The sequence below is a fragment of the Micromonospora sp. D93 genome (genome assembly GCF_018070365.1).
GTDB lineage: Bacteria > Actinomycetota > Actinomycetes > Mycobacteriales > Micromonosporaceae > Micromonospora > Micromonospora ureilytica.
Window position 1 is genome coordinate 204,505 of record NZ_JAGPXW010000002.1, and the last position, 23,109, is coordinate 227,613.

A 23,109-nucleotide genomic window follows, 5' to 3' on the forward strand; every position below is an offset into this window, starting at 1 on the left:
GACGCGGACGCAGTGGGCATACCGGAAGGGATGACGGGCGCTCCGCACACAGTGAAATCCCGCCTGGCGGCCCTGCGGACCAGCTTCTGGCCCGTCCCAGCGGCATGCGTGGCGGGAGCCATCCTGCTGGCGATCGGTCTGTCCGTGCTGGAGCTGCAGGTCGGTCTGCCCTTCGGCAACATCCTGCCCAGCGGCCTGGCCGGCGCCCGGTCCCTGTTGTCGTCGATCATCACCGCGATGATCTCGTTCACCGCGCTCGTCTTCTCGATAACGGTGGTCGCCCTGCAACTGGCCAGCAGCCAGTACTCGCCACGGGTGCTGCGCACCTTCCTGCAGGACCGCGTGACCCAGTTCGCCCTCGGCACCTTCCTGGCCACGGCACTGTTCGCCATGGTCGTGCTCGCCGCGCTGCCCGACCGATCCAGCGTCCGGCTGCCGGAGCTGTCCCTCGCCGTCGCGATGATCCTCGTGCTGGTCAGTAGTGGCCTCTTCCTCTACTACCTGCACCACATCACGTCGATCATGCGGGTGTCGCACATCGTCGCCGCCATCGGCACACAGACGCGCCGCAGCATCGACGAGCACATCTCCCGTACGGGAGCGCGGGAGACACCGGTACAGCTGCCACCGCCCGTCAGGGTGATCACCGCGTCCGGGCCCGGCCTGGTCGACGACATCGATATGCGCAGGCTCGCCCGGCTCGCCCGAACCCACGCCTGCGCCTTCTCGGTCCTGCCCACACCGGGGGATTTCGTCGTCGCCGGGCAGCCGCTCGTGGCCGTGCACGCCACCGACGCGGCGCCGCCTCCACCAGTGCCCGAGGCGCGGGTACGCGCCGCCGTGACCCTGGCGGTGGAACGACAGGCAGGTCAGGACGTCGGGTTCGGTCTTCGCCAGCTCGCCGACATCGCCGAACGGGCCCTCTCCCCCGGTCTCAACGACACCACGACCGCCGTGCGGGCCATCCAGGAGGCCCACGACCTGCTGCGTCGTCTCGCCGGACGGCCCCAGCATCCGTGGCTCGTGCGCGACGACGACGGCACGCTCCGGGTCCACGCCACACCGCAGAGCTTCGACAGCTTCCTCGCGGTGGCGATCGACGACATCCGCCGGGCCGGCCGCGACCAACCCCGCGTCACCCGGCTACTGGACGCCGTGCTGGCAGATCTGCGCACCGTGGCGCTGCCCGAGCACCTGCCGGACATCCTCCGCCGCGTGGAGCCGTGAACACGGTCTAGAGCCGCGTCCACGCCCGTTTCAGCCACCGCGGCATGCCCTGGCGTTCCGGCGACGGTGGCGTCGCCATGGGGTCGGGCGGGGTCGGCTACTCGGACGACACGCCTGGCACTGTCGGTGACACCCGCAGCCGCGCCTCCTACGATCGGCAGCGTCGAACGGACGGGAGCCGGCAGGCAGCTGACGATTCTGGTCAGGCCGGCCCGGTGAAGGAGGGCAAACCCGTCGCGGGACAGGTTGACAAGCGTGAGCCGCGCCCCCACGTGCACGCAGGCCCGACGGACGTCCAGCAGCGCCTTGGCCACCCGGGACGAGTCGACCGACGCGCGCCGCACGTCCATCACCACGGACCGCGGTCGCGTCGCCACGGCCATCCGGGTGAGACGGTCGCGGAGCAACTCCGCGCCATCGTCGTCGAGGGCGCCGATCACGCTCGCCACTGTGGTGCCGCACACTGTCGAACTTCCACACGGGTCAGGCCTCTGACGGGACGGCCGCTCAGCCCTCCGCGCGCTGCCGACCTCGGGCGTACCAACGTCGAGCGGGCATCGCGGTCACCCCGTGCACGACGGTGCTCAGCACCACCACCAGACTGCCGGCCGCCCACAGCAGCGGATCACGGGCGCCCTCCTCGTCGCTGAAGGTCAGGTAGAACAACGCCGACACGCCAATCGGGCCGAACCAGCCGAGGAACACCAGGTCCCGCCACGACAGGCCGAGCGGCCTGCGGAGCCCGAGCACCACCGGCAACCGGCGCAGCAGCAGCACCGCGACCGCGAACACCACAAGCCGCCATCCCACGTCGACCCACTCGTGCCACGGCAGTTCGACGCCGAGCAGGAAGAACAGCGGCAGCACCAGGTACCGGCTCAGGGAGTCGTCCAATTTCTGCTGCGCGACCCGGGGCTGGCCACCGACCACCCGGTTGTAGGCCAGCCCGGCGGTGAAGGCGGCCAAAATGCCGTCGGTGCCGAGAACGCGGGCCACGCCGAGGGAGGCCACCCCGAGCAGGACCGCGAAGATCACCAGCGAGCCGGAGTCGACCGTCTCCCGACGGTTCGCCGCGCGGACGGCATGCCCGGCCAACCAGCCGAGAACAACGCCTGCCAGCGTCGCCCCGAGTACGCCCCCGACCGCCTCCGCGACCTGGTCGCCCCAGGGCTTCGCACCCACCCCGGCGAGGGCGAGAACCACGAGCGGAAAGGCGAGGCCGTCGTTTCCGCCGGACTCGCCGCTGATCACCTGCCGTATCCGCGCGGGCAACTGCCGCTCGGCCGGCCCGCCGGACACGATGCTGGAGGCGAGCACCGGATCGGTAGGGGTGAGACAGCTACCGAGCAGGACGGCGATGCCCAGCGGCACAGCGAGCAGCAGCCAGGACAGACCGGCGCTGACCACGGCCATGCCCACCATGCCGGCGGTGAGCAGGACGGAAACCGGCCGGAGCACCTCTCGGTAACCCGAGATCGGGAACCGAAGCGCGACCGCCATCAGCGACACCGCCAGCAAACCCCGGCTCAGCTCCCGGGTCAGGTCCGAAGTCAGCGGATCGGCCACGTCGACGATGCCGAGCAGCGGGCCCGACAGCACTCCCAGGCACAGAGCCAGCAGCGGCTCGGTGACCGGTGTCCGGCGGATCGCGCTCGACCAGAATGCGAGCAGGACGGCGAGCCCACCAACCAGGGCGTAGCTGAGCAGGAGAGGGCTCACGGCGGTGCCCTACCCGCTGTCTCCGCATTCAGGCCTGCGGTCGTCGGGTTCGTACGGCCCTCGCGGCCTCACTCTGGCCGGTCATCCTGGTGACGGTGCGGGCGATCTCAGGACGGCGACCAGGGCACGGTGGGCTGCAGCACGGCCTCTTGCAGTGCGACGGTGCGCAGCCGGGTGACCTGCTGGTACGCCGGGTCGGCGACCATCGCGCAGAACGCCTGCCGGCTGGGGTAGCGGACCAGCAGGACGGCGTCCCAGGCCTGACCGTCCTCGGCCACCAGCGCCCGACCGCCCGCACCGGCGTAGATCACCTCGCCGCCGTAGCGGGCTAGGAACGTGTCCCGCAGTTCCGCGGCGTAGGCCGCATAGGATTTTCGGCCTCCGTCGGCGAACCGCAGCAGGTTGAGCATGACCACGGGCGCCTGCGGATCCTCTTCCAGGAAGTCTCGCAGGTCGCTGCCGCTGGGATCGATCGCCATCGCGCCTCCTCGCCTCGGCTGGCGGGAAGCCTAGTGCGAAGGTGAGGGCTCGTCACTGCCCTGCGCGGTCGCCGGTGTGCCGGCGGTGCTCGACGTGCTGGGCGAGCCACCGGGTCGGGGGCTGGTGGTGGGCCCGCCGCCGGCCGGTGGTGACGCCGACCCGGTGCTCGGTGAGGGGTCGGTGCTCGGCGACGACGGTGTGGTGGTGACATCTGGTTGCGCCGTAGTCGAGGGGGTGGCCGGCGACGGTGTGCCGACGCTCGGATCCGGTGCGGGCGAAGGCGTTTCGCTGCCCTGCGGAACCGTGGGCGACTCGGGAGCGGCGGCCGAACGCGGGCCGGTCGCGACCTTGGTCGGGCGCCTTCCCGGTGCCGCCGTCCTGACACCGGGAGCGGACGGCGCATCGGGCGCGACGACGGGTGACGCGATCTGGCTGACCACGCGATTGCACGGAAGGCCGTTCACGGAGAAGCCGGCCGGCACCTTCAGGTTGTCGCCCTCGGTGGTGCCACGCAGCACCGCCGCGAGGGTCGCACCGGGTGCCAACTGTGTGGCCGGCGTGAAGGTCACGTGCCGGCGGTCCTGATCCCAGGGTGTGTCGTCGGTGACGAGGCGCTGGCCTGGGGGCAGCGCGAATGCCAGTGACCAGTCGCGCAGCCACTGACCGCCGGTGTTGGTTACGGTCAGATCGGCCCGAAAGGTGCCGTCCGGCAGGTGGTGGGCGGTATAACGGGCGGCGCACTCTCCGTCCTGGGCATCGGCGACACCGCCGGCACCGGCAGCAGAGATGTCGGTACCCGCGACATCGTCTACGGCCTTGCGGCCCGGCAGTTGACCGACGAGGACGGCGGCGAGCAGAACCGCTGGCACCCCGACCGCGATCCCGGAACGAACCCTGCGGTGGCCCGCACGGTGGGGCGTTCCGGTGGGTCCGTGCGGTTTCCGCCCGATGCCCGCCACGGCGCTCGAACCGGCGATGAACTGACGGGTCGATCCGGCGGTCGCCGGCAGGTCGGCCACCGGGCCCGACGGCCGCAGCGCCACCTCCGTACCGCTGACCGTGCGGAGCACGGCCGCCACCTCGGCAGCCGCCGGCCGGCGGTCCACGTCCGTGGCAAGGCAACGGCGCACCAGATCAGCCACGCCGGCCGGCATCTCCGGAATGGACGGAAGCTCGTCGCCGTCCCGACCGCGCCGCAGGTCGTTGGCGCTTCGCCCGCTGACACACTCGACCAACACCAGACCCAGTGCGAAGACGTCACCGGCCGGTGCCGCCGTGGCACCGGCAGCCTGTTCCGGGGCCAGGTATGCCGGTGTCCCCCAGACCAGTCCCGCCGAGTCGGCGGGTTCCTGGCCGACCCCCGTCGCGATACCCAGGTCGACAACCTTGACCCCGCGTGGACCGAGCATCACGTTGCCGGGTTTGACGTCGCGGTGGACGAGGCCGTGGGCGTGCGCGGCTGCGAGGGCGTCCGCCACGGCCGCACCGGTCCGCGCGGCTTCGCGCCACGCCATCGGTCCCGAGCGCTGCAGGCGGCCGGCCAGCGTCTCGCCGTCGACGAACTCCATGACGATGAAGGGGACCCGCCTGCGGAGCCGCCGCTGCTCGCCGTAGTCGAAGACGCCCGCGATGTGCGGATGGTCCAGCTTCGCCGCGGCGAGCGCCTCAGCACGCAGCCGCTCGCGCGCCGCCGGGTCGTCCAGCAGCTCCGCAGAGAGCATTTTCACGGCGACCGTACGCTGTAACCGCAGGTCGAAACCGCGCCAGACCACCGCCATACCACCCTGGCCGACCGGTTCGTCGAGCCGGTAGCGCTGCTGCAGGATTCGCATGTGTCCGTCTTCCGGTCGTCGCACGGCATCGACACAGGCTCACGACGGTGAATTCCGTTCCGTCCGTCCGGCCGCGTCGACGTTCCCCTCGACGCTCGGCCCTACCCGACCTGATCTGGACCAAAACCCCTGCTCAACGCGTCCTACCGCGAGCGCCGGGGATTGTCATACGACCGTCACGGTTCTGTGGTCGTACCGCCAAATCCCAGGGAAGTTGTTGGATATGGGGCAGGACAGGAAGGCGGAACCGCGGATGAACGGATGGCGTGATCGGATGCGCCCGGCGCTGGCAGCTCTCGCGGCGGTGGTCCTGCTGGCCGTGGGCTGCACCCACCCGACCGCGGCTCCAGCCCCCCGCCCTGATCCCGAGCCGGGGACCCGGCCGGGCACGATCGCCCGAGCCGAGCTGGGTGACCGTCTCACCGTGACCGCCGCCGTCGAGCAGGTCATCACCGACAACGCGTTCGTCGTCCGCGACGCGGATCTGACCGACGGGACCCTGCTCGTGCTGTCGACAGGTCCCTCCGCGCCTGCTCCACCGCAGTTGGTCACAGTGGTGGGCACGGTGGTCCCCTTCTCCCACCGCGACCTCGCCACCCGCTACCACCTTGGGCCTGCGGGACCGTACCGGACCTTCGAAGGCGGCCGGGCGCTCGCCGCACAGGAGGTGACGGTCTGGGAACGGGAACCACCGCGCTGATCACGCACAGGCACCTTGGTGCTGGTCTGTCGACTGATGGAGGTCAGCCGGGCGAACGCCTCATCGGGCGAGCAGTTCAACCGGCCCATGAGCAGACCCTTGCCTGTTCATCATCACCAGGGCACGGGGGTTCCGTCCCAGGAGAGGAATTCGCCGGTGGGGCCGTCGTCGGGCAGCAGTGCCAGCCGGACGGCGCCTGCTGCGGCCTCGGCCGGGTCTCCGCCGCTGGCGGTGGCGGTCGCGTTGAGATCGGTCTTTCGCAGCCCGGGTGCGAGCGCGTTTACCTTGAAGCCCTCGCCGGCGAGCGCTTGGGCGTAGAAGACGGTCAGCGCGTTGAGTGCCGTCTTCGATGACCGGTACGCGGCGAGTGAGCCCGTCGTGGGGAACTGCGCCCGCGGGCCGGTACTCCAGCCCAGTGATCCGGTGCCGCTGGAGATGTTCACGATCCGGGGCTGGGCCGAGCGGCGCAACAGGGGCAGGAACGCGTTGGTCACCGCGACGACCCCGAACACGTTGGTCTCGTAGGTACGGCGGAAGCTGTCGGCGTCGGTCTCGGTCAGCGGGTTCAAGTCGAACGAGATTCCGGCATTGTTGACCAATATGTCAAGGTTCTCGATCTGACGGGTGGCATCGGTAATATCGTGCTCGTTGCTGACGTCGAGGACCAGCAGGCGGGCGCTGCCGCCGATCTCGTCAACGGCCCGCTGTCCCCGCTCCGGGTCGCGGGAGCCGACGTAGACGGTGAGCCCGGCGGCCGCGAGTTGCCGCGCGATCTCCTTGCCGATGCCCTTGTTGGCGCCGGTGACCAGTGCCGTGGAATCGTTCATGGTGTTCATGCTGTCAACGATGCTGGCGACAGTACGGCCGATCCAGGGACAACCGGTACCAGGCAGCGAAGGAGGCAACCCATGGCCAGACCGGAGATGGCGCGGTTCTTGCGCCAACGGCGGGAGAACCTGCACCCGGCCGAGGTCGGTCTGCCCGGCAGCGGGCGCCGGCGTACCCCTGGACTGCGCCGTGAGGAGGTCGCCCGGCTGGCCCACATGTCCGTCGACTACTACACCCGACTCGAACAGGCCCGGGGGCCGCACCCGTCGCCACAGATTCTGGACGCTCTCACCGGCGCGCTGCGATTGTCGCCGGCCGAGCGGACCCACCTGTTTCGGCTGGCCGGGGTGAGCCCGACACCACCTGCCGGCCCGGTGCGCCAGGTCCGCCCGTACGTGGCAAATCTGCTGCGCCGCATCCCCGGGACGGCGGCCGTTGTCACCGACGTCACCTACGATGTGATCGGGTTCAACCCGCTCGCCGACGCACTGCTGGGCAACCTCCGCGAGCAGCCCAACCTGGCGCGTCGACGGTTTCTGCACGTCGGTGGCTATGAAACCTCTAGCGCGGAAGAGTTCGGTCAGATCGCGGTGGCGCGGCTACGCGCCGCCGCCGACCGCTACCCGCGCGATGAACCCCTCGCGCGCCTCCTAGCCGAACTGAGCACTGGCAGCACCGAGTTCACCGAGATCTGGAACACCAACCCAGTTCGGGCTCCCGGCCACCGGACCAAGACCATCACCCACCCGGAGCTCGGCCCGCTGCGCCTCAACTGCGACGTGCTCGCCATCCCCGACGACGACCAGCAAGTCGTCTTCCTCACCGCCGATCCCGGCACCCCCACCGCTCACGCCTTACGCCACCTGTCCACCATCGGCTGACGAAACCGGCAACGACCGCCCACCTGGCCCAAGACCTGCCGTGGATGCTCGGTCTGCCCGGCGAGGAGTCCCGCCGGCCCGCCACCGAGCCCCTGCCCGAAACTTGCGACTCAGTACGCCAGGTTGAGGTGAGCCCGGTGGTGCTCGCGCTTCTCGATCAGGTCGACGAACCCGAGGGCGTAGTCCGGGCCGGAGATCGCTCCGCCGTCCCCGGGCTGAACGGCAACGTCGTCACCGACCCGGTACGTGCCCAGCCGCTCGCCGGGCGCGTGCGGGCCGAACCTGCCCGCCGGGCTCACGAACACCCAGTCGAGCGTCTGTGGCGTGGCCGGGAGGTCGTCGGTGACCAGCGCCGCCACGGTGACGAGTTCGTCGTGGTACTCGGCGGGGGCGTGGCTCAGGTCCGCCACGAAGCGCGGCGCGCCGGCGGCCGGGCGCAGCGACGAGAAGCCGCCGACGACGTACAGCGGGATCCGCTCGGCGTCGGCGATACGCGTGATCGTGGCGTAGACGTCGCGGAAGGAGCCGGTCAGCGGACCACGTGGTGCGAGCGCGCCAACAAGGACATCGGCACCGGAGATGACCGAGGTCAGCGCCGCCTCGTCGGTGACGTCGCCCTGGACGTAGGTCACGCCTGGGACGGGCTCGGCCGGGGCTGACCGATTGAACGCGGTGACCTCGTGACCGCGAGCGGCGGCCTCGGCGACGATGGCCGATCCAGCGTACCCAGTACCGCCGAGGACGGTGATGCGAGACATGAAGTTGCCCTTCTTTCCACTTTTCGGGGGACCGGTGCCCGGACCTCTCTGGTTACCATAGGAGACCAGGTCACTGTCGGGAAGAAGGCACTTTTTGGTAACCACGCAGGCCGCGGCCTTTCGCGGCGACCCCTATCACGCCGACTGTCCGACCCGGCGCATCCTCGACCGCATCGGCGACCGGTGGACCGTCCTGGTCGTCAGCGTCCTGGGCGATGGTGATGCCCGCTTCTCGGAGCTTCGACGGCGCATCGAGGGCGTCTCGCAGAAGATGCTGACCCAGACCCTGCGAGGGCTGGAACGCGACGGCCTCGTGCGCCGCACGGTCCACCCGGAAGTGCCGGTCCGCGTCGAGTACGCGCTCACCGAGGCCGGCCGGACACTGCTGGAGCCGCTGCGTGCTCTCCAGCAGTGGTCGATCGAGCACCTCGGCGACGTGTCGACATCACAGGACGCCTACGACAGGCGGACAGCGCCACGGCGCGACGCGCAGTAACTGATCTGAACAAGGTCGGGGTGGGTAGGTGTATTCGCCGTAGCGGACCAACGTCCGGGTGGTCAGGTAGGAGAAGTCCGATCTGAGCTGGGGAGTACCGCCCGCGCATGGCCGAGCAGCACGGCGGCCGCGTTGGCACCCGCGGAGTGGCCGACGATGCCTAGTTCGCGAGACGGCGCGACGGGTAGTCGGCCACGTGGCCGCTTCCCGATCCGAACCGGGCAATCAGGCACCACTGGTGGCGGTGGGTAGCCGCGTCCGAAGCCTGGCAGCCGGTACCCGACGTCGGGGAAGTCGAGCGGGCCGGCTGCGGCGACGACAGATGGAGATCATCGGACTGATCGCGGTGCAGGCCGGGCTCGCGGCGGCGCTCGCCTGGTGGCTGGCACACGACCTGTTGGGAAACCCGAACCCCGTCTTCGCACCGACAGCGGCGGTGGGCACCATCGCGGCGGCGATCGGCCAGCGGACACGCCGCACCGTCGAACTACTGGTCGGCGTGGGGCTCGGCATCGCCATCGGCGACGGACTGGTCCTCCTCATCGGCACCGGGGCATGGCAGACAGGCGTCATCGTCACCCTCGCCATCGCCATCGCCCTCGGCCTCATGGGCCGAGGCGGCACCGTGGTCAGTCAGGTGGGCGGTACGGCGGTGCTGATCGCCACGCTCTCCTCCAGCCAACGGAATCTGGAACTGCCCCGCGTCGTCGACGCGGTCACCGGCAGCGTGGTCGGCCTGATCGTGGTGGCGCTGCTACTTCCCCTGCACCCCATGCGCGTCCTGCACCGGGCGGCCGCGCCGGTCTTCGACGCGCTCGCCGCGTACCTGCGCGACATCGAGACGGCGATGCGCAGCAGCGACCCGAACCGCGCAACGCACGCACTGGACGGACTCCGTGCCATGGGACCGGACGTGGAACGACTCCGCGAAGCCCTCAGCGGCGCCGAAGAGGTGGTGACTGTCGCACCGGTTCGGTGGCACTGGCGGCGGCACATCGAACGCTATGACCAAGGTGTCAACCACATGGTTCGCGTCATCGACGACAGCAGAGCCCTGGCCCGACGGTCAGCCACGATGATCCAGTATCAGGAGAAGCTGCCCCACCACCTTCCCGACGCCGTCGCCGCCCTGGCCGACGCCGTCCGCCAGTTGCACCGGGAGACACGGGCCGACAAACCCCACGAACGGACTCGACGCCACGCCCTGCGGGCCGCGGACGAAGCCGGCCAGGCAACGGCCACCGGCTTGCAGAACTTCGGCGTCACCACCGCCACCCAGATTCGGGTGACCGCCAGCGACCTGCTCAGGGCAACCGGCTGCCCGCCGGACGAGGCGAACCGGCAGGTCCGGCAAACGGCGCGTCACGCCGAACAGTCAAGCCGACCGAAGAGGTGACCAAGGTCGAAGGTTAGGGCCAACTGCTGATGGTCGAGCCCGTGTCGGTTGCACCGTTCACGTTCGACGAAGGCGCACCGCCGGACTGTGCGACTGAAAGACTGCCGGTGTGGTCGGTAAGAGCAGCGGGCCGTGGGTGCGTCCGGGTGCACCCGGTTCCCGGACCACCAGGCTGGAGCTCTTCTACGATCTGGTGTTCGTCTTCGCGTTCCTGAACGTCACGACACTGGCCGCGAAGGATCTGACCGCGTTGACGCTGCTGAGCAGCCTGGTGGTGCTGGGTCTGCTCTGGTGGTGCTGGACGAGCTTCGTCTTCCTCGGCAACCTGGTCCGGGCCAACTACGGCATCGTCCCACTGGTCGGGTTAACCACCATGATCGGCGTGTTCCTGCTTGCCCTGACGGTGCCTCAGGCATTCATAGACGCGCCGGGCGGACTCTTCAGCCCGGCGGTCTTCGCCTTCTCCTACTTCTTCGTCCGCATGCTGCAGGTGGGTGCCCTCTGGCGCATCGCCGGGCGCACCGGTGCGACGCACCCGCCACCGCTGCTACTGCTCTCTGCGCCGGTACTGGCGAGTTCTACGTTGATCATGATTGCGGCGTTCGCGCCGCAGCGGCTCACCCACGGCTACGGCCTCGAGCTGATCCGGATCGCACTGTGGTCGGTGGCGCTGGCCGTGGAGTACGTAGCCGGCGCGCTCACCACGGTGACCCGGTGGACGCTGGTCTCCGCCGGGCACCTGGCGGAGCGCCACGCCCTGATCCTGCTGATCGCGCTCGGGGAGTCCGTGCTGGCTCTCGGCCTCGGACCCGGTATCGGACCCGGACTGCCGATCACCTGGCCCGTCGTGGTAGCGGTCGTCTTCGGCATCACCGTGATCGCCGCCCTCTGGTGGGTGCACTTCGACGTGCTGGCCCCGGCCGTCGAGCAGGCGCTGCACGGCACCCGGGACGCCTCTCGCGGTCGGCTGGTGCGCGACGTCTACACCTACCTGCATTTGCCCCTCGTGCTCGGCATCATCTTCTTCTCGCTCGGCCTGAAACGTCTCCTGGCCGACATCTCGGCGCCCACCGTGCCGGCCGGGCGCGACACGCTCGGCTCAGCGGCTCTCTACGTCCTCTACGGCGGGGTTGCGCTCTATCTCGCCGCGTCGATCGCTGTCACGCTGCGTACCTTCCGACGGGTACGGCCACCAAAGGTGACTGCAGTCGCCCTGGTGATCATCCTGGCCCCGGCCGCGGACCGGCTACCGGCTCTTGCCGCGCTCGCCCTGCTCACCGCGATCACGCTGACACTGGTGGGGCTGGAACTGCGCTCCGGGCGGGAGGTGCGGCAACGGGTGCACGCGTTGGAGGACGGCGAGCAGGAAGCCCTCGAGGCGGAGGCGAGCAGGTGGCGACAGCGTCACCTTTGATCCCGGCAGAACATCTTCGCCCCCGCTGGCCACCGGAAGCGCTACGCATCGCCGCCATGCTCGTGCCTGGACCCTATCCACCACCTGCTGTCCTGACGCGGACGTCCTCGCGCCGATTCGCCGGTTTGCGCGAGCCAACAGCTCTGCTCGCGCAGGCGCTCGTCCACGACGAACCGCTCAGCCCGGCCGTCAGTCGGTCCGGCTGCGATCCAGCGCGTCGACTGTTCCCCAGCGTCCCGGCAGGTTGAGGACCTCGATGCGCCCAAGGCCGGCGGGCACGGCGGGATCGATGATGAGGTGTTCGTCGTGGGGTTGCAGTCCGAGCATGACGCGGAGCAGAAGCAGCGGCGTTCCGGCTGACCATGCTTGAGGGCTGCACGCCGTGCGGTATCCGATCACGGATAGCTTGATGATCGAGTGAACGCTCAGCGGCTATGTGCGGATGCTCCCCGACTGACAACCGGGAGCACCATGGTTGACGCCTTCGGATCCACCGAAGAGGTCTCCAGACTGAAGGGTGTGGTCACGGCGCCGCCCGTGGGATCGGCGTCTCAGATGACGGAACCGTGACGGACTCCAGCAGGCTCGCCCGCGATGCTTCACATCGATCTACAGCAGACCTACAGGCGTGGCGTTAGGCGACCCGAGACGCCGGCCGGCGACGGCCATCCTGGAGCAACACGCCTGACCACTTCGACCTCTACCGGGAGGTCACGCCGCACCGCTCGACCTCCATCACCCCAGGTCAAAGCGCCTCGTCTCCGCCCGGCATCGGTGAGCACTTCGGGCGCGGAGACCACTTCGCCATCCCGCACCCAATCTGCTCCCAGCTGCAAGGCCAGGCCAACCAACGACTCCTTACCGCCTTGACCTGCGCACACTCCCCTACCAGGTGACATAGAGCACTGTCGACTGCTGCGCAGAACCGCAGAGCACTCCGCGGGAAACAGGACGCCGCACTGACTCTGACCTGCGGGAACCTAGAGCCGCCGGCCCAGTGCATGATTGGCACCAGCGCTGGCTCCCGCTCCCGCAGCCGCATCAGTCGATCGGGGCATCCATGCGGCGTCGCAGCAGTTTGATGGCATAGCTCCGGGCGTACCGACTCGACCAGGCGCAGCGGAGACGGAGGTCAACGAGGGGTGATCAGTGGTGCGAAATCGGCGCGAGTGAGGGGCTGGTCGGACAGTGAACCGTCGGCGCGAGGCACTCTGAGAGGTCGGCCATCACGGGAAAACGTGACGGTGGTGACGTCGGCGCGGCTGGTGAGGGTGCAAACGATTTGCCCGAAGGCGAGGACCTCGTCGCTGCGGCCGGCGTCGTCGCCGGGTTTGTCGACCACAATGCGGGCCTGGGTGCCGGTCACGGTGACACCGGCGGCGTTGACCGCTCCCGGTAGCGCGCTGGTCAAGTCGGTGCCGCGTTCGCTTGCGGTGGGTCCGGATAGCAGATGCCGCAGTTGGTCCTCGATGGTTGGTGGCCGGTCGACGCGCCGGACGAAAGAGATGATGCGGTTGTCGCGGACGAAGCAGAGCGTTTCGGCGGCAGGGCCGGCTGGTGCGCTGGTGTCGGCGGGCGCGGAGCTCTGAAATGGCCCTTGTGGTGCCTGCACTACGCGGGGGGACTCGTCGGTGGGGATGCTGCAGCCGGTCACCAGTGCGGCAAGCGCCATCACAGCGAGATGACGGTGGTTCATGGCAAGCTCTCCGGCAGGATGACACGGAAGCAGGCGCCGCCGCCGGGCCTGTCACCGACGGTGACGTTTCCGGCGTGTGCTGCGGCGTGCTGCGCGACCAACGCGAGTCCGAGCCCTGTCCCGTCGCCGGCGCCGCGGGTGTGAGCTGCTCGTCCCCGGACGAAACGGTCGAAGATCGCCTCGCGGTCCTCGATGGGCACACCGGGTCCGTCGTCCTCGACTTCGATGACGCCGGCGCTACCGTCGCGGCCCAGTCGGACGCCTGCGGGACCGCCCCCGTAGGTCACCGCGTTGTCGAGCAGGTTCGCCAGGACCTGCGCGACACGGCGCCGCTCGACCAGCCACGTGGCCGGCACGTCGGGTGCGAGATGGACGAGTGTCGTGGGCAGGTCGAGGGCGCGGCAGGCATCGCGGGCCAGCCCTACGACGTCCACGGGGCCCCGATGGGCGGGCTGGTCACTGCGGGCCAGGTCGATCAGGTCATTGACGAGCCGCTGGAAACGGTCGATCTCGTCGGCGACGAGCCCGGCCGCGATTGCGGTTCGTTCGTCCTGATGTTCCCGACGGCGGGCCAGGACGCTGGCCGCCGCGGCGAGGGTCTGCAACGGGGAACGCAGTTCGTGGCTGACGTCGGCGGCGAAGCGCCGGTCCCGTTCGATGCGGCGGACCAATTGGTCGACCATTTGGTTGAACGAGGAGGAGAGGCGGGTGAGGTCGGGGTCGGTGGCGGGGTCGAGGCGGGCGGTGAAGTCACCGGCGGCAATCTTCTCGGCTGCGTCGGCCACAGCCGTCAGCGGCCGCAGCCCGTGTCGGGTGGCGTACCAGCCGAGGGCCGCGCCGGAGCCGGCGACCATGATCGCGACGGTGGTCAGCGCGAGCGCCAGGACCTGGAACGTCTGTTCCAGCTCCCGGAGCGAGTTGACCTCGAAGTACGTCGCGGACGAGGACAGGGGCACGCCGACGACCAGGACGGATTGGCCGTCGACGCGTACCCGCTGCACCGCGGGCTCGCCGGCCGCGACGACCTGACGCAGCTCAACGGGGATGGCAGCGGTGGTGTTGGGGTCGGCGGTACGGGCATACCACTCGCCGTTCAGGTGCAACACCGGCCGCCGACTCCCGCCCGTGTCCAGCGACCGAAGCACCTCCACCACATCGGGGGTGTCGGTGTCGAGCCCGGCACGAACGACGGTAGCGTCGAAGTATGCGGCGCGCAGAGCGGTGCGTTCCCGCTCGTCGAGTAGGGATCGGCGGGTCAACTCGTAAGAGACCAGGGCCATCGACGCTGAGAGCAGGAGCGCGCCGACGGCGAACGCGGCAGTGACCCGGGTACGCAGGCCGAGGCGTCTCATCGTTGCAGCTTGTAGCCCAGGCCCCGCAGGGTGACCAGGTGCTGCGGGTTCGCCGGGTCCGACTCGATCTTCTGCCGCAGGCGGCCGACATGCACGTCGACCAGCCGTTCGTCACCGCTGTCATACCCCCAGACCCGTTCGAGCAGTTGCTGGCGAGACAACACCCGGCCGGCGTGCTCGGCCAGCTCGCACAGCAGCCGGAATTCGGTGCGGGTGACCGGTACGGGTTGTCCGGCTCGGCGAACCTCTCCCCCGTCCGGGCTGATCTCCAGTTCGCCGACCACGAGCACGGGCACGGGCTCCGGCGCTTGCCCCGCGACGCCGGCACGGGCGCGGCGGCGCAGGGCGCGCAGCCGCGCGCTCAATTCCTTGATCGCCACCGGCTTGACGACATAGTCGTCGGCGCCGGCTTCTAGAGCGGCGACGATGTCGTGGGTGTCGTCGCGGGCGCTGACCACCACGATCGGCACGTCGTCGTCACGGCGCAGCTGCCGAATGCACTCGAAACCGTCGAGGCCGGGCAGCATCAAGTCGACCAGCACGTAGTCGGCCGGGTCGCGGCGCTGCACGCGCAGACCCTCCTCGGCCGTGGCCGCGCCGAGAGCGTCGTAGCCTTCCTCCTCGAGCGCGAGCAACAACGCCAGACGGATTCGGTCGTCGTCCTCGATCACCAGTACGGCCGTCATACCGGGAATCATCCCCAGACGACCGGCTCGGCGGCCAACCGTGGCGACCGGTTGGCTGATTTGTCACGGAACTGTCACAGATCCGCGTGGTGACCGCCAAGCCGGCACGGCAGGGTCCTAGACGACCGCGTCCGTGAAGGAGAGGGGTGTGCCCGTGACCGGGCCTCTGGCAACCACGCCGTGCACGCTGCCGCTGGTCGAGGTGTGCATCACCGAGTTCGACCTGGCCTGCCTGCCGGCGACCGGAGCAGTGTTCGACCGACTATTGGCCCTGAGTCCCGCACAGGTGGTGGTCGACCTGTCCGGGTGCCGGCACATCGACGCCGCTGCCATCGGCCTCCTGCTGGATGTGCACCGGCGGCTGGCCCGTGTCGACGGGGTCCTCACCGTCCGCAACCCGAATCCACGCATCCGACGCATCCTGCAGACCGCCCGTCTGGACCAAGTTCTGCCGGTCGTCGACACTGCCTCATCGTCGTCGTCCTGCACGCCCACGACGGGACAGGAAACCGGCTCCACACCACCGGTGTTGGTCGCTCATGGCCGCGCCTCGGTAAGAGCCCCGCACTGACGATCGCCAGTGGTCTCACCTTTTCCACCATGGGGCTTCACCGCCACCGGCAGGGAAACACCAGATTCGGGAGCCAGCTCCGCTTCGGCACCGCACGAATGCCGTGTCACAGCGCGCCGAAAGACACGGACCCAGGAAGGACCAGCAGAATGACCGTTGTCCCAGACGACCACCTGATGACCCTGATCTGCGACACCTGCGGCGACACCGTCAAGGCCACCGCGTGCGTGCTCCCCGACGCGGAGGTCGTCTGGACCCTGGTGTCCGAACAGGGCTGGAGCGGTTCCCCGTTCGCCACCGGCCCGCACCGCTGCCCGCACTGCAGCCTGCTGCCGCTCCCTGGTGGCGGCGACGCGTCGTGCGGCGACCATGGTCCTGGTGGCATCCTCGGCATCGACCATCTCGACGACGTGACCGTTGTCGCCGCCGCCGGTGACGTCGATCTCGACAACGGGGACACCCTGCGCACCGCCCTGCGTCACGCAGCCGACATGGGCGGGCACGTCGTGGTTGATCTGAGCCGAGTACACCTCATCGACTCCACCGGCCTCGGTCACCTCGTCCGTGCCCACCGCGACGCCCGAGACCGTGGGGCCACCCTCTGCCTGGCCGCGCCGTCGCGGTTCATCCGTACCGTCCTGCACACCATGCGCCTGGACGGGGCCTTTCCCATCTTCGACAGCCGCGAAGACGCCCTCGCCCAACTGTCCAAGGGGTCGGTGTTGGAGCGTTCAACCGCAGCCGCCGCGACGGCCACCGGTTCCTGATCGAACTCGGTCCCGAAGCGAAGGAATCTTCGTCGCCGGCAGCGACATCTGACACCCATGGGATCGGATCGTATCCCCACTTGTCGCAGCACCCGTACTCGAAGGAGATTCGAGGGAGCCCGTGAGCATCGCTGGTCTCGTCACCGCGCTCCTCGTCGGCGTCGCTATCGGCCTGCTCGGCAGGCTCATCATTCCAGGACGCCAGGAGGCCCCGATCTGGCTGAGCGTGTCCGTCACGGTGGTCGCCTCGCTGGCGGGCAGCGTCGTCGCCCGTCTCACGGGCGTCGATACCAGCACCCTCAACCTCCTGACCCTGGTCATCCAGGTCGGTCTAGCCGGCATTGGCGTCGTGCTCGTCGTGGCCACCGCCAGGCCCGACCCATCCGACTCCCCCGGGAACCGGAGACGACGTAGCGCCAGCACCAGAGGCCAGCCACAAGCACGGTTAGGCCGGTTTCCGTTCAAGGTGGACGAGGAGTAGGAGTGAAACGTCTCGTGTCCCGCCCGACCGCGTTCCTGACCGGCGTGAGGATGTCACCGCCTCGCCGTCCGCCATCCCGCCCGGCCTCGTCACAATCAAGGAGCTGACCGTGTACATGCCATGGCCGTTACCCGATGAGAACTGGTTCGCCGACACCTCGCACCAGCCCGAGCCGGACCACGAGGACCTGAGACTTGAGGCGCTGGTCGCGCAGCGATTGAGCATCGACTGGACCACGCGGCGCCAGCAGATCACCGTCGCCGTGCAGAACCGGGTCGTCATCCTCGCCGGTGTGGTGAGTGACGCGAACGCGCGGCAGGTCGCGGCGGACCTCGCCTACGACGTGCCGGGCGTCTTCGACATCTGCAACACACTGCGGCTCAGCGGCCGGCGGCGTAGCCACCGATAACCGACGGTCACCGGTGATCCGGCTCAGGGCCACATCGAAGGCGCGAATGACCTCCCAGGCTGCACGCTGCCTAGCCGTGGATGACCCGCTCTCGTTTTCAGGGGCGGCGACAGGCTGACGGTCGTCGTTTGGCTAACGTAGCAGCCGGTGTGCCGGGAAGACTGGTCGGCGACTTCGTCACCGACCCCACCGGAGGACCACGATGAGCCGCCCACCGGCTAACCGCACGCCACTCCTGCTCAGCCGCAGGAGTTGGCCTGAGGTACGCCGGATCGGGGACATTCTCCGGACCGAAACGGTCGGCGGGGTGCTGCTGCTGGTTGCCGCCGTGCTTGCCCTCGCGTGGGCGAATTCGCCCTGGTCCGACGCGTACCGGTCGCTCGCCGACGTCACCGTGGGCCCCGAAGCGCTGCACCTGGACCTCTCATTGGCGCAATGGGCCGCCGATGGTCTGCTAGCGATCTTCTTCTTCGTCGCCGGGCTGGAGCTCAAGCGCGAGTTCGTCGCCGGTGACCTGCGCGAGCCCCGCCGGGCGATGCTGCCCGTCGCCGCTGCGCTCGGCGGCATGACGCTGCCGGCGCTGATCTACGTGGCATTCAACGTCGGGGCCGGCGACGGGGCGTTGACCGGGTGGGCGATCCCGACCGCCACGGACATCGCGTTCGCCCTGGCCGTGCTCGGAGTGATCAACACAAGCCTGCCCTCGGCGATGCGCACGTTCCTGCTCACCCTCGCGGTGGTCGACGACCTGCTCGCCATTGTGATCATCGCGGTCTTCTACACCAGTACCCTGCACTTCGGGTTGCTGCTGCTCGCGCTGGTCCCGATGGCACTGTTCGGTCTGTTGGTTCAGCGCCGGGTGCGGTCCTGGTGGCTGCTGCTGCCGCTGGCGGTCACGACGTGGGCGCTGGTGCACGCCTCCGGGGTGCATGCCACCGTCGCCGGGGTCGCGCTGGCCTTCACCGTGCCGGTGCTACGCCGCAAGCCAGGACCTGGCCCTGGCCTGGCGGAGCACTTCGAACACCGAATCCGGCCCCTGTCCGCCGGGGTCGCGGTGCCGGTGTTCGCGTTCTTCGCCGCCGGAGTCTCGGTTGCCGGCGCGGGTGGCCTCGGCGCAACCCTGACCGACTCGGTCGCCCTGGGCGTGATGGTGGGGCTGGTGGTGGGTAAGGCGGCTGGCGTTCTCGGCGCCACCTGGCTCGTGCAGCAGTTCACCCGGGCCCGGCTCGCGGAAGGGCTGGCCTGGTGGGACATGGTGGGGTTGGCGCTGCTGGCCGGGGTCGGTTTCACCGTGTCGCTGCTGATCGGTGAATTGGCGTTCGGCGCCGGCACCGAACGCGACGACCACTCCAAGATCGGCGTTCTGCTCGGGTCGCTGCTGTCGGCGGTGCTGGCCACTGTCGTTCTACGCGCTCGTAATCGGCACTACCAGGGGGTCTGCGCGCTGGAGGAGCGTGACAGCGACGCCGACGGGGTGCCAGACGTCTATGAGGAGCAGCCGACCAGGACGATGCCGTCCTGATCTGGCATTCCTGGGCTATGGCGGCCAGCCGAGCAGTCGAGCGCCGAGTACGGCTGTTTGCAGGGTGAAGCGTTGGGTCGGCTCGCCGGGGTGGTAGCCGGTGAGGTCCCGGATGCGGTCGAGTCGGTAGGTGATCGCGCGGACGGACAGGTGCATCTGCCGGGCGGTCGCGGTGTGGTTGCCCTGGTTGTCGAAGAGCACGGTCAGGGTCTCCAGGTACGGCTCGGCACCGCCGCGCGTCGTGGTCAGTGGCCCGAGGACCGTGGTCACCAGGTCGGTGATGGCGTCGCGGTCACGCAGCAGCACGGGGAACACCAGCAGGTCGGCAGCATTGAGGACGGGCGTGGTGAAGCCGAGCCTGACGGCGTAGTCGAGGGTGTGGCGGGCCTCGTCGAGGGACGTGGCCAGGCCGTGCACCCCCGGTTGGGTGCGGCCGACGGCGATCTGCCAGTTGCCCGCGCCGAGTTCGGCGAGGAGCAGGTGGGCGAGTTCGGCCGCGATGCCGCGTAGGCCGCCGGCGCTGATGCAGACCACGTCGCCGTCGCGGAGGGTGGTGAGGGTGTTGCCTTCGCCGAACCTGGAGGCCAGCGCAGCATCGATGCGGTGCGTGATGCCGGGAGTCAGGCCGGCCGCACGGGCGATGAGGACGGTGTGGGTGGCCGACAGGCGGATGCCGTATCGATGTGCGCGCTCGGCCAGACCGCCCGGGTCGGCGCGGCCGGTGAGCAGGTCGTTGACGAATGCGGCACGTTCGTTGTCGTGGCGATCCAGCTCGGCGCGGTTCTGCCGGGTGTACCCGTCCACGGCATCGGTGAGCAGGGCACGGGCGGTGTGCAGCAGTGTCTCGGCGCGGGAGTGCACGGCGACGGCGGTGTCGGTCGACGCGACCGGGGTCCCGCTCCAGTGGGCAGTGGTGGCATCCAGCAGACCAGTAACAATCTCACGCAGCGTCAGCCCCTCATCCGCTGCGCGGGCACCCAGGTTGACCGCTGCCTGACGCCGGGCACTTGCCGGGACGTACAGCAGGTCCTGGCAGTTGGCCGCCAGCCAGTTGGCGTCGCTCATGGGCTGTTCCTTGTCGGCGTGCTGGTGGCCGCCGGTAGCCGGAGGCCACCAGCCTCAGGTTTACACACCGATGTCGCGGCGGTCGAACATGATGACTCCGGCGGTCGTCGTTGCGGCGCCGAGGAGGACGAGGGTGAGAAGCTCGGCCGGATGCCAGCCGGTGTGCAGCGGGTCGGTGCCGATGAAGTAGTGAAACGGTGACAGCCAGCGCACCCAGTGCCACCCGTCGAGCATGCCCCCGATGGCGTTGGCCATGTAGGCGGCCACGGCGAGGCCACCGGTGATCGCGAGGACCGCAGCCCGTTTTCCGGTGGCGGCGCCAACGAGGAAGGCGACACCGGCGAAGCTCCACACCAGGGCGACCAGGCCGGCGGACGCGGCGGCGACGTTGGACAGGGGGATATCCATGCCGATCCAGGGAACAATGATCATCAGCAGGATCCACGGGATGGCGGCGATCGCGGTGAGCGCGCTGCCTGCGGCGGCCACCCGTTGCCAGGCGAAAGCCGTTCGCGAGACCGGGTTGGCCAGCATCAGCTCCATGCCCCCGTCCTCCTCCGGCCGAGCGATCGTGCGGGCAGTCAGCGTGATGGCGCACATCAGGACCAGCAGTGGGCCGACCAGGCTGAAGATGGTCGCCTGCAGATAGCCGGCGGGCGACAGCATGTCGGCGATGCCGAGGAAGTCCAGCATGCCCTGGGGCAGGGCGTCCTGCTTCAGCTCCGCGGCGCCCTGGAACTGGCTGTAGAACGAGGTGTAGATGGCGGTGAAAGCGGCAACGCCACCGGCCCAACCGATCAATGCCAGGCGGTCGTCACGCCAGGTCTTACGCACCAGCGCGGGAAGCATCGCCGGCTCCTTCCCCGTGGTAGTAGAACGACAGGAACGTCTCTTCCAGGTCAGGTTCGGCCGACAACATGTCCACCACCTGATGACGCGCCGCTGCCTTGATCAGCGGATCGATGCGGCCGTCGACAGTGCATTTCAGCACCGGGCCGGACACCACCACGTCACTTACTCCGGGCAGGACACTGAACTCTGCCGGGTCCACCGGATCGTCGAAATGGATCTCGACGGCGCGGACCGCCCGCTTCCCCAGTGACTCAACCCGCTCGACCGCGGCCAACTGGCCGTCCCGGACGATGGCGACCCGGTCGGCGGCCTGTTGCACCTCGGCCAGCACGTGGGAGGACATGAAGATGGTCTGCCCCGCAACGCTTGCATCGCGGACCATGGCCAGGAACTCCTGCTGCATGAGTGGATCCAGACCGCTGGTCGGCTCGTCCAGGATCAACAACGCCGGCTGGTGCATGAACGCCTGCACCAGGCCGACCTTCTGCTTGTTGCCCTTACTCATCGTCCGTACCGAGCGCGAGAGGTCCAGGTCGAGCCGCTGCGCGAACTCGGTCACCTGCGACCAGGCCACGCCACCCCGCGACTCAGCGAAGAAGCGCAGCAGATCCTCCGCCTTGTCCCGCCCGGGGAACGCCAGCTCACCGGGCAGGTAACCGATCTGACGATGCAGCGCGGCCCTGTCCCGGCGCGGGTCGAGCCCGAGCACAGTCGCGTGCCCACGAGTGGGGCGCAGGAAGTCCAACAGCAGCCGAATCGTGGTGGTCTTCCCGGCTCCGTTCGGCCCAAGGAACCCCATCACCTCCCCGGCAGAAACCTCCAGGCTGAGACCCTCGATACCGCGACGCTGGCCATAGAACTTGGTCAAGTCCTCGGTGAGTAGGGCGATGTCGCTTGTCATGCCCCCATCGTCGTCGGCTTCCCGGCCCGGCATCCAGGTCAGCGTCCGGCCGACATCCCACTGATGCCGTTGCCGGACATCGGAAACAACAGCCAGAGCGACGCCGCAGCCGTGGCCGTCCCCGAGCCGTGGCTGCCGGGAGCACTCTCACAGCAGGTGCGCCGGGAAGTCCGGTCGGCAGGTCACGCCGTCGCGGCTACCGCCGGCGTGACCTGTGTGCCTGAGCGGGATTTCCGTGCGCTCCGGCGTTCACCGCTCCAGCGGGCGCAGCCGGTTGTTGACGTCGTGCACTCCCGGAGTGCTCCAGGCGCGGGCGTGGGCCTCCGTGCTCACACCGGCGCACGTGACCACGCCGTCCAGGATGACGACACGGTTCTGCACCTCGATGCAGATGCGTTCGTGACGCAACCGGGGATCCCGCTGCATGCTCTCCAGCAGCCGGCAGGCCAGCCCGGCATCCTCAGAGGCAGGCTGGATATGGAACAGCGATGGAAGGTCGTCGGGCAGGAACCAGGGGACGTAGGTCATGATGTTCCCTCACAGGTGCCTCGGTGTTCCGGTGTTTCGGCGGCCGTTTCCGGCCACCGAAACACCGGCCGGTCGGGGGTTGCCGGAAAGCTCAGCGTCGGGTTGGGGGCACCGGGTACGGCGCAGCGACCCCGCTCGGGCTGAAGAACGGCGCGTAGCCGTAGTACCAGTACACGTCCTCGTAGTAGCCGGTCTCCTCGACGACCTCCGGGTCGTACGTGGGGGCCTGCTCGATCTTCTCCCGGGTGAGGTCGACCCGCACCGTGTCGTCCGTGACGTCGCTGACCGCCTCGACGGGGAGGAAGGTGGCGGTGGCGCCGATGCCGAGAATTCCGCCGTGCTCGACGCGCAGGAACCGCACCTTGCGCTCCTCGCGATCGATCAGCAGGTCATCAACCTTGCCCAGGTCGCCACCATCGACGTCGAGAACTCGCCGGCCGCGCACGTCCTGCTCGGCAGCCGCGATCGTCTGCCCGGAGTCACCGAGCTTGACCAGAATCGCCGTCGTGTCGTGTGACATGAACTGCTCCTTCCGTAGCGTCTGCTCC

The 23,109-nt window shown here is 69.2% G+C and carries 24 protein-coding genes and 3 pseudogenes; 11 read left to right on the forward strand and 16 right to left on the reverse strand.

Annotation, left to right across the window (positions count from 1 at the left end):
- The first annotated feature begins 30 nt into the window (after positions 1-30).
- Complete coding sequence (locus KBX71_RS03050; RefSeq protein WP_247682841.1) at positions 31-1,227, forward strand: DUF2254 domain-containing protein; 1,197 nt, start codon at positions 31-33, stop codon at positions 1,225-1,227.
- A 182-nt stretch (positions 1,228-1,409) separates the two neighbouring features.
- Here the strand turns inward: KBX71_RS03050 and KBX71_RS34730 are convergent.
- The 4 genes and pseudogenes from KBX71_RS34730 to KBX71_RS03065 form a co-directional block, all read right to left on the reverse strand.
- A pseudogene (locus KBX71_RS34730) lies at positions 1,410-1,691 on the reverse strand (STAS domain-containing protein); the annotation flags it as partial.
- A 43-nt stretch (positions 1,692-1,734) separates the two neighbouring features.
- Complete coding sequence (locus KBX71_RS03055; protein WP_210816412.1) at positions 1,735-2,946, reverse strand: cation:proton antiporter; 1,212 nt, start codon at positions 2,944-2,946, stop codon at positions 1,735-1,737.
- A 107-nt stretch (positions 2,947-3,053) separates the two neighbouring features.
- The gene (locus KBX71_RS03060) at positions 3,054-3,425 is read right to left on the reverse strand and encodes a DUF1330 domain-containing protein (protein ID WP_210816413.1); all 372 of its coding nucleotides are present in this window, start codon (positions 3,423-3,425) and stop codon (positions 3,054-3,056) included.
- A gap of 30 nt (positions 3,426-3,455) precedes the next feature.
- Entirely contained in the window at positions 3,456-5,258 is a 1,803-nt protein-coding gene (locus KBX71_RS03065; RefSeq protein WP_210816414.1) for a serine/threonine-protein kinase, read from the reverse strand.
- Positions 5,259-5,511: 253 nt separating this feature from the next.
- On the opposite strand from KBX71_RS03065, the gene KBX71_RS33495 reads away from it, so the two are divergent.
- Positions 5,512-5,958 carry a hypothetical protein gene (locus KBX71_RS33495; RefSeq protein WP_247682842.1) on the forward strand — a complete coding sequence of 149 codons (447 nt, stop codon included), beginning with the start codon at positions 5,512-5,514 and terminating at the stop codon, positions 5,956-5,958.
- 23 nt (positions 5,959-5,981) lie between these two features.
- On the opposite strand, the pseudogene KBX71_RS34735 reads toward KBX71_RS33495, so the two are convergent.
- Positions 5,982-6,047, reverse strand: a pseudogene (locus KBX71_RS34735) (hypothetical protein); the annotation flags it as partial.
- A gap of 24 nt (positions 6,048-6,071) precedes the next feature.
- A complete protein-coding gene (locus tag KBX71_RS03075; protein ID WP_210816416.1) occupies positions 6,072-6,785 on the reverse strand; it encodes an SDR family oxidoreductase in 714 nt (237 codons plus the stop codon).
- An 81-nt stretch (positions 6,786-6,866) separates the two neighbouring features.
- Here KBX71_RS03075 and KBX71_RS03080 point away from each other — a divergent pair, with 81 nt between their 5' ends.
- Positions 6,867-7,667 (forward strand): helix-turn-helix transcriptional regulator, encoded by an 801-nt coding sequence (locus KBX71_RS03080; RefSeq protein ID WP_210816417.1) that lies wholly within the window; start codon positions 6,867-6,869, stop codon positions 7,665-7,667.
- A gap of 110 nt (positions 7,668-7,777) precedes the next feature.
- Here the strand turns inward: KBX71_RS03080 and KBX71_RS03085 are convergent, their stop codons facing one another.
- Positions 7,778-8,425 (reverse strand): NAD(P)-dependent oxidoreductase, encoded by a 648-nt coding sequence (locus tag KBX71_RS03085; RefSeq protein ID WP_210816418.1) that lies wholly within the window; start codon positions 8,423-8,425, stop codon positions 7,778-7,780.
- 94 nt (positions 8,426-8,519) lie between these two features.
- Here KBX71_RS03085 and KBX71_RS03090 point away from each other — a divergent pair, with 94 nt between their 5' ends.
- From KBX71_RS03090 to KBX71_RS03100, 3 genes are all read left to right on the forward strand, one after another.
- Positions 8,520-8,921, forward strand: a complete 402-nt coding sequence (locus tag KBX71_RS03090; RefSeq protein ID WP_210816419.1) for a helix-turn-helix domain-containing protein — start codon at positions 8,520-8,522, stop codon at positions 8,919-8,921.
- A 322-nt stretch (positions 8,922-9,243) separates the two neighbouring features.
- A complete protein-coding gene (locus tag KBX71_RS03095) occupies positions 9,244-10,317 on the forward strand; it encodes an aromatic acid exporter family protein (protein ID WP_247682843.1) in 1,074 nt (357 codons plus the stop codon).
- 109 nt (positions 10,318-10,426) lie between these two features.
- Positions 10,427-11,731 (forward strand): low temperature requirement protein A, encoded by a 1,305-nt coding sequence (locus tag KBX71_RS03100; RefSeq protein WP_307846942.1) that lies wholly within the window; start codon positions 10,427-10,429, stop codon positions 11,729-11,731.
- 189 nt (positions 11,732-11,920) lie between these two features.
- On the opposite strand, the pseudogene KBX71_RS03105 reads toward KBX71_RS03100, so the two are convergent.
- The 4 genes and pseudogenes from KBX71_RS03105 to KBX71_RS03120 all read right to left on the reverse strand — a co-directional run.
- A pseudogene (locus KBX71_RS03105) lies at positions 11,921-12,127 on the reverse strand (hypothetical protein); the annotation flags it as partial.
- A 736-nt stretch (positions 12,128-12,863) separates the two neighbouring features.
- Positions 12,864-13,427 carry a GerMN domain-containing protein gene (locus tag KBX71_RS03110; RefSeq protein WP_210816420.1) on the reverse strand — a complete coding sequence of 188 codons (564 nt, stop codon included), beginning with the start codon at positions 13,425-13,427 and terminating at the stop codon, positions 12,864-12,866.
- Complete coding sequence (locus tag KBX71_RS03115; RefSeq protein ID WP_210816421.1) at positions 13,424-14,779, reverse strand: cell wall metabolism sensor histidine kinase WalK; 1,356 nt, start codon at positions 14,777-14,779, stop codon at positions 13,424-13,426. The genes KBX71_RS03110 and KBX71_RS03115 overlap by 4 nt, the downstream gene beginning before the upstream one ends.
- Positions 14,776-15,465 carry a response regulator transcription factor gene (locus KBX71_RS03120; RefSeq protein WP_210816422.1) on the reverse strand — a complete coding sequence of 230 codons (690 nt, stop codon included), beginning with the start codon at positions 15,463-15,465 and terminating at the stop codon, positions 14,776-14,778. Before KBX71_RS03120 ends, KBX71_RS03115 begins: the two co-directional genes overlap by 4 nt.
- Before the next feature lie 154 nt (positions 15,466-15,619).
- Between KBX71_RS03120 and KBX71_RS03125 the strand changes: the two genes are divergently transcribed.
- The 5 genes from KBX71_RS03125 to nhaA all read left to right on the forward strand — a co-directional run bounded on the left by KBX71_RS03125 (position 15,620) and on the right by nhaA (position 19,215).
- Positions 15,620-16,036, forward strand: a complete 417-nt coding sequence (locus KBX71_RS03125) for an STAS domain-containing protein (protein ID WP_210816423.1) — start codon at positions 15,620-15,622, stop codon at positions 16,034-16,036.
- A 149-nt stretch (positions 16,037-16,185) separates the two neighbouring features.
- On the forward strand, positions 16,186-16,803 hold the full coding sequence (locus KBX71_RS03130; RefSeq protein ID WP_210816424.1) for an STAS domain-containing protein: 618 nt from the start codon (positions 16,186-16,188) through the stop codon (positions 16,801-16,803).
- Between the two features lie 121 nt (positions 16,804-16,924).
- Positions 16,925-17,284: a hypothetical protein gene (locus KBX71_RS03135; protein ID WP_210816425.1), complete on the forward strand. Its 360-nt coding sequence runs from the start codon at positions 16,925-16,927 to the stop codon at positions 17,282-17,284.
- 109 nt (positions 17,285-17,393) lie between these two features.
- Complete coding sequence (locus tag KBX71_RS03140) at positions 17,394-17,693, forward strand: BON domain-containing protein (protein WP_374102570.1); 300 nt, start codon at positions 17,394-17,396, stop codon at positions 17,691-17,693.
- Between the two features lie 202 nt (positions 17,694-17,895).
- Positions 17,896-19,215, forward strand: coding sequence for a Na+/H+ antiporter NhaA (nhaA, locus tag KBX71_RS03145; protein ID WP_210816426.1), 1,320 nt, complete (start codon positions 17,896-17,898; stop codon positions 19,213-19,215).
- A gap of 15 nt (positions 19,216-19,230) precedes the next feature.
- Here nhaA and KBX71_RS03150 read toward each other — a convergent pair whose 3' ends face one another.
- The 5 genes from KBX71_RS03150 to KBX71_RS03170 form a co-directional block, all read right to left on the reverse strand.
- On the reverse strand, positions 19,231-20,280 hold the full coding sequence (locus KBX71_RS03150) for a CdaR family transcriptional regulator (protein ID WP_210816427.1): 1,050 nt from the start codon (positions 20,278-20,280) through the stop codon (positions 19,231-19,233).
- A gap of 60 nt (positions 20,281-20,340) precedes the next feature.
- Positions 20,341-21,129, reverse strand: a complete 789-nt coding sequence (locus KBX71_RS03155; protein ID WP_210816428.1) for an ABC transporter permease subunit — start codon at positions 21,127-21,129, stop codon at positions 20,341-20,343.
- Entirely contained in the window at positions 21,107-22,033 is a 927-nt protein-coding gene (locus KBX71_RS03160) for an ABC transporter ATP-binding protein (RefSeq protein ID WP_210816429.1), read from the reverse strand. The genes KBX71_RS03155 and KBX71_RS03160 overlap by 23 nt, the downstream gene beginning before the upstream one ends.
- A 249-nt stretch (positions 22,034-22,282) precedes the next feature.
- Positions 22,283-22,561 (reverse strand): BON domain-containing protein, encoded by a 279-nt coding sequence (locus KBX71_RS03165; protein WP_210816430.1) that lies wholly within the window; start codon positions 22,559-22,561, stop codon positions 22,283-22,285.
- A gap of 91 nt (positions 22,562-22,652) precedes the next feature.
- Complete coding sequence (locus tag KBX71_RS03170) at positions 22,653-23,081, reverse strand: PRC-barrel domain-containing protein (RefSeq protein ID WP_210816431.1); 429 nt, start codon at positions 23,079-23,081, stop codon at positions 22,653-22,655.
- Between the last annotated feature and the right edge of the window lie 28 nt (positions 23,082-23,109).